The 257-nt window shown below is 63.4% G+C and carries 1 protein-coding gene; it reads right to left on the bottom strand.

Going from position 1 to position 257, the window contains the following annotated elements; all coding sequences use genetic code 11:
• Window positions 1-257 (bottom strand): ABC transporter permease subunit (locus tag U5768_RS31925; protein WP_322034300.1); only part of this gene is annotated, 257 nt, incomplete at both ends.

Below are 257 nucleotides of genomic sequence, written 5' to 3'. Positions count from 1 at the left end.
GCCAGATACGCGCCCACGCCCGGCAGCGTGATCGTGTTGTTGCCCACCGTGATCGCTTCGGAGGCCACCACGAAGAACCAGCCGCCCGACATCGACATCATCATGTTCCAGATGAGGCCCGGCATCGAGAACGGCACTTCGAGCTTCCAGAAGCGCTGCCATGCGGTCAGGTGAAAGCCGCGCGAGACCTCGTCCAGATCGCGCGGCACCGTGCGCAGCGACTGGTAGAAGCTGAACGTCATGTTCCACGCCTGGCT

Source organism: Paraburkholderia sp. J76, assembly GCF_905220295.1.
Taxonomy (GTDB): Bacteria; Pseudomonadota; Gammaproteobacteria; order Burkholderiales; family Burkholderiaceae; genus Paraburkholderia.
The sequence above is the reverse complement of the archived record's forward strand: the minus strand, read 5'-3'. Positions and strand labels throughout refer to the sequence as shown.